The sequence below is a fragment of the Spirillospora sp. NPDC000708 genome, assembly GCF_040299565.1.
GTDB lineage: Bacteria > Actinomycetota > Actinomycetes > Streptosporangiales > Streptosporangiaceae > Spirillospora.
This window is the reverse complement of sequence record NZ_JBEPCJ010000197.1, coordinates 1-5,023: the sequence shown is the minus strand read 5'-3', so window position 1 is coordinate 5,023 and position 5,023 is coordinate 1. Positions and strand designations below refer to the sequence as shown.

Genomic DNA, 5,023 nt, shown 5'->3' with positions numbered 1-5,023 from the left:
CGGCCCCGGTGTTTAACCCCGGCGGGGCCGCTTACCGGGCGCCCCCCCCCCCCCCCCCCCCCCCCCGGGGGGGGGGGGGGGCCCCCCCCCCCCCCAGGCGGCTCGCATGAGCGGAGCGGACCGGGGGGTCCTCCGGCGGGGGACGCGCGCATGAGCCTGACGCTGCTGGCGACCACGCACCGGGTCGCGCCCGGCCTGCTGACCTGGAAGGCGTGGGACGCGCTGCGGTCGGCGGGGCGGGTGCTCGCGCGCCCCGGCCATCCGCTCCTGCCGTACCTGCGCGACGCCGGCGTGACCGCCGAGGAGACCGCCGTCCCGGACCCGGCCGCGCTCGTCGCCGCCGCGCGGGAGGCCGACGTCGTGTGGATCGCGGCGCCCGAGGGCGACGAGGACCTGATGCGCGCGGTCGGCGCCCTCGTCGTCGGCGACCCGCTGGACGTCGAGGTGCTGCACGGCTCCTACGACCTGCCCGGCGCGCGGCTGCTCGACCTGGTCGCGGTGATGGAGCGGCTGCGGCGCGAGTGCCCGTGGGACCGGGAGCAGACGCACGAGACGCTCGTCCCGTACCTGCTCGAAGAGTCCTACGAGGTGCTCGACACCATCGAGAACGGCGACTACGGCGCGCTGCGCGAGGAGCTCGGCGACGTGCTGATGCAGGTGGCGTTCCACTCCGAGGTGGCCGCCGAGCGCACCGACGACACCGCGTTCACCATCGACGACGTCGCCGCCGGGATCGTCGACAAGCTCGTCCGGCGGCATCCGCACGTGTTCGCGGACGTGGCGGTGGCGGGCGCCGACGAGGTCAACGCCAACTGGGAGCAGATCAAGGCGGCCGAGCGGGCGGCGAAGAGCGGCGCGGACGCGTCCGCGCTGGACGGCGTCCCGATGGGCCAGCCGGCGCTGTCGCTGGCGGCGCAGCTGCAGCGCCGCGCCGGCCGCGCGGGCGCTCCTGGCGAGCTGGCCCCGACCGCCGCCGACACCGGGAACGACCTGGGAATACGGCTGTTCGCCCTGGTTCGGGAGGCCGCTGATCGCGGACTCGACGCCGAAGCGGAGTTGCGGGCCGTATCCCGGGTATTCCGCGATCGTGTCAGAGCGTGGGAGCGGCGGCGGGCGCACGACTGATTCGGGGCATCGCGGGCGGAACATCGCCGATGGGGTGGTCCGCCGGAAGTCGCCCGTCTACAGTGAGCGCGTGCCGAACGGGGCCGAGGACGGCGGCGGGAACGGGGACCGGTCACCGGTGCGCCGTCGCCGGCGGCTGCTGACCTCCTCCACCACGCCGGCCCAGAAGTTGCGCGCGCTGCGCGGCCTGGGCGTGCTCGGCGGCGTCTCCGGGGTGCTCGTCGCGCTCATGGTCCTGCCGACGGCCTGCACGGCCGGGGTCAACGCGCGCGACTCGGCGCGCTGGTTCGACAGCGTCCCCGCCGACCTCGACACCTCCGGCGTGCCGCAGCGGTCCCGGATCCTCGCCGCCGACGGCTCCACGCTCGCGACGTTCTTCTACCAGAACCGGGTGGACGTCCCGCTCGCCAGGATCGCGCCCGTGGCCCGCAAGGCGGTCGTGGCGATCGAGGACAGCCGCTTCTACGAGCACGGCGCCATCGACGCGCAGGGCACGCTGCGCGCGCTCGTCAGCGACCTCGGCAACGGCGAGGTCACCCAGGGCGGCTCCGGCATCACCCAGCAGTACGTGAAGAACCTGCTGCTCACCCAGGCCGACTCGGCCGCCGAGCGCGACGCCGCCAAGGAGATCTCGGCGGCCCGGAAGATCCGCGAGCTGCGGTACGCGGTGGCGCTGGAGAAGCGCTACTCCAAGGACGAGATCCTGCGCCGCTACCTCAACATCGCCTACTACGGCGCCGGCGCCTACGGCATCGAGGCCGCGTCCCGCCGGTACTTCTCCAAGCACGCCTCCCAGCTGAACCTCGCCGAGTCGGCGCTGCTCGCCGGGGTCGTCCGGTACCCGTTCGCCTACGACCCGACACGGCACCCGGAGGCGGCCCGCAAGCGCCGCGACACCGTCCTGCGGCGGATGGCCGACCTCGGCTACATCGACCAGGCCACCGCCGCCGCGACCGAACGGCAGCCGGTCCGGCTGCACGTCCAGGACGTCAAGAGCGGCTGCGTCACCAGCTCGGCGCCGTTCTTCTGCGACTACGTGCAGCGGGAGATCCTCGCGAACCCGGTGTTCGGCAAGACGTCCGGCGACCGCGAGAAGCTGCTGAAGCGCGGCGGCCTCACCATCCGCACCACCCTGGACCGGCGGGCGCAGAAGGCCGCGCAGCGCGCCGTCGACGCGCACGTCCCGGCGAAGAACTCGGCGCACAAGGCCGCCGCCGAGGCGATGGTGGAGCCCGGCACCGGCCGGATCACGGCGATGGCCGTCGACCGCAGGCTCGGCTCGGACAAGGTGCGCGGCAAGACCTGGATCAACTTCGCCGCGGACGCCGACCACGGCTCCAGCATCGGGATGCAGGCCGGGTCGACGTTCAAGGCGTTCACCCTGGCCGCCGCCCTCGACCAGGGCCTGCCGTTCGGCACCCGGCTGATGGCGCCGAAGGAGTACACCCCGGTCGGCTACCGCGACTGCAAGGGCCGCCGGGTCGGCGACCCCGGCGCCTCGCTGCACAACGCGGGCGACGGCGAGGGCGGCAAGCCGTTCAGCATCGTCACCGGCACCCAGCACTCGGTGAACACCTTCTTCCTCGCGCTGGAGAAGAAGGTCGGGCTCTGCCCCACCGTCAAGATGGCCGAGAAGCTCGGCATGAAGCAGGCCACCGGCAAGCCGCTGCAGCAGTACCCGTCGTTCACGCTCGGCATCAACCCCGTCTCGCCCGTCCGGCTCGCCGCCGCCTACGCCGCGTTCGGAGCGCGCGGCCGGTACTGCTCGCCGATCGCGATCACGCAGATCACCGACGCGTCCGGGCACCGCCTCAAGGTGCCGAGCGCGCACTGCGAGCAGGCCATGGACAAGGAGACCGCCGACGCCGTCAACTACGTGCTGCGCGGCGTGCTCACCAAGGGCACCGCCGCCGGCCAGGGCATCGGGCGCCCCGCCGCCGGCAAGACCGGGACCGTCGACGACTTCTCCGCCGCCTGGTTCGCCGGCTACACCCCGGACCTGGCCGCCGCCGTCTGGGTCGGCGACCCGCGCGGCGGCTACCAGCACCCCATGTCGGACCTGTGCATGGACGGCCGCTGCTACGGCCCCGTCTACGGCGCGACGATCCCCGCGCCGATCTGGCAGCAGAGCATGGCCGGCGCGCTGGCCGGCACGCCCGCGTCGTCGTTCGTCCGGCCCCCGTCGCACTTCTTCAGCAAGGGGACGGGCGAGGAGAGCGCCAGGCTGCCCGACGTCCGCGGGATGAAGGTCGCGGACGCCGCCGCGAAACTGCGCGGCGCCGGGTTCACCGTCCGGATCGGCGGCGCGGTGAAGTCCGACTACCCCAAGGGGACCGTCGCGCAGGTCTCCCCGTCGTCGGCGCGGCCCGGCGACACGATCACGCTGCGCCCGAGCAAGGGCGGCGGCGGCCCCAAGCGCCGCGCCGAGGCCGGCGGCCCGCGCCACGGAATCCCGCGCTGACCTGCGCACCTGTGTGATCGTCGGGTACCGGGGTAGATCATCCGACGGGGTGATCCCAGTACTGGTCCATCGGGGGGGACGATCGTCATGCGAGCCATCGCCGTGTCCGAATACGGCGCCACACCGGCGCCCACGCACCTGCCGCGCCCGGAGCCCGGCCCCGGCGAGATTCTCGTCAAGATGATCGCCGCGGGCCTCAACCCGGTCGACTGGAAGATCGCCGACGGGATGCTGAAGGACGCCCTGGAGGCCCGCTTCCCGCTGATCCTCGGCCAGGACGGCGCCGGCGTCGTCGAGGCCGTCGGCGAGGGCGTCACCCGGCTGCGGCACGGCGAGCAGGTCTACGGCATGTTCCGCGACGTCGAGCGCGGCATCGGCAGCTACGCCGAGTACGCGCTGGCCTCCGAGGACGGCCCCGTCACCCGGATGCCCGCCGGGATGATCTACACGCAGGCCGCCGCGGTGCCGACGGCGTGCGGCACCGCGATGGCGATGGTGGACGAGGCGGACGTCGACACCGGGCAGACCGTCCTCGTCGTCGGCGCCACCGGCGGCGTCGGCCAGGCCCTCGTGCAGCTCGCCGCGCTCACCGGCGCCAAGGTGATCGCCACGGCCCGCGACGACATGGCGGGCACGATCCGCCGCCTCGGCGCCGACGAGACCGTCGACCACTCCCAGGGCGACCTGAACGACCAGGTGCTCCGCGTGCACGGCGACGGCATCGACGCGATCCTCGACGTGGCCAGCGACACCCAGGGCACCGAGCGCCTCGCGCAGCTCCTGCGGCCCGGCGGCACCTACGTCAGCACGACCTGGGCGGTGAACCCCGACGCCATGGAGGCCCAGGGGTACCGCGGCGTCAACCACGTCGGCGCGCCGTCCGCCGAACTGCTGGACCGGCTCTCCGACCTCATCGACGCGGGCGAGCTGCGGGTGATGATCGAGCGCGAGGTCCCGCTGGAAGCGGCGGGCGACGCGCTCGCCGACAACCGCGCCGGAGGCGCCCGCGGCAAGACGGTGATCCGGATCTGAGGTGATCACGGCGCCCGTCCGGGCATGCAGCACGGAACAGACCCCCGTGAGGAGACAGACATGAACGACGACGAGAAGCGCGCCCGGATCCGCGACCTCGACGCGAACATCTCCCGGCTCCGCGCCGAGCTGCCCGCCCCGTCGGCGGACGCCACCGACTTCGTCGACGGCGGCCAGAACCTCGCCGCCCGCGAGGAGCTCGCCGGCCAGATCGAAGCCCTGGAGAACGAACGCCGCCGCCTCCAGGACGAGTTGGGCTAGCCCTGCTTGCCCAGGGGGGCGACCCCCTGGAACCCCCGTCACGGCCGGGAGGCTGTTTCCCGCTCCGCTAGATGTAGTGACCATGGACGTTGGTGACGGCGACACGGTTCGATGAGCTTGAAATGGACGAGGACCTCCTGGCGA

The 5,023-nt window shown here is 73.6% G+C and carries 4 protein-coding genes; all 4 read left to right on the top strand.

The genetic code is table 11. The annotated features are described in order from the left end of the window. The first annotated feature begins 150 nt into the window (after positions 1-150). Positions 151-1,125: a nucleoside triphosphate pyrophosphohydrolase gene (locus tag ABT299_RS52180; RefSeq protein WP_190861571.1), complete on the top strand. Its 975-nt coding sequence runs from the start codon at positions 151-153 to the stop codon at positions 1,123-1,125. 70 nt (positions 1,126-1,195) lie between these two features. Next, positions 1,196-3,586: a transglycosylase domain-containing protein gene (locus tag ABT299_RS52175; protein ID WP_500255413.1), complete on the top strand. Its 2,391-nt coding sequence runs from the start codon at positions 1,196-1,198 to the stop codon at positions 3,584-3,586. Positions 3,587-3,673: 87 nt separating this feature from the next. Continuing rightward, positions 3,674-4,618, top strand: a complete 945-nt coding sequence (locus tag ABT299_RS52170) for an NADP-dependent oxidoreductase (protein WP_190861573.1) — start codon at positions 3,674-3,676, stop codon at positions 4,616-4,618. Between the two features lie 60 nt (positions 4,619-4,678). Beyond that, positions 4,679-4,879 carry a hypothetical protein gene (locus ABT299_RS52165; RefSeq protein WP_190861575.1) on the top strand — a complete coding sequence of 67 codons (201 nt, stop codon included), beginning with the start codon at positions 4,679-4,681 and terminating at the stop codon, positions 4,877-4,879. The last annotated feature ends 144 nt before the right edge of the window (positions 4,880-5,023 follow it).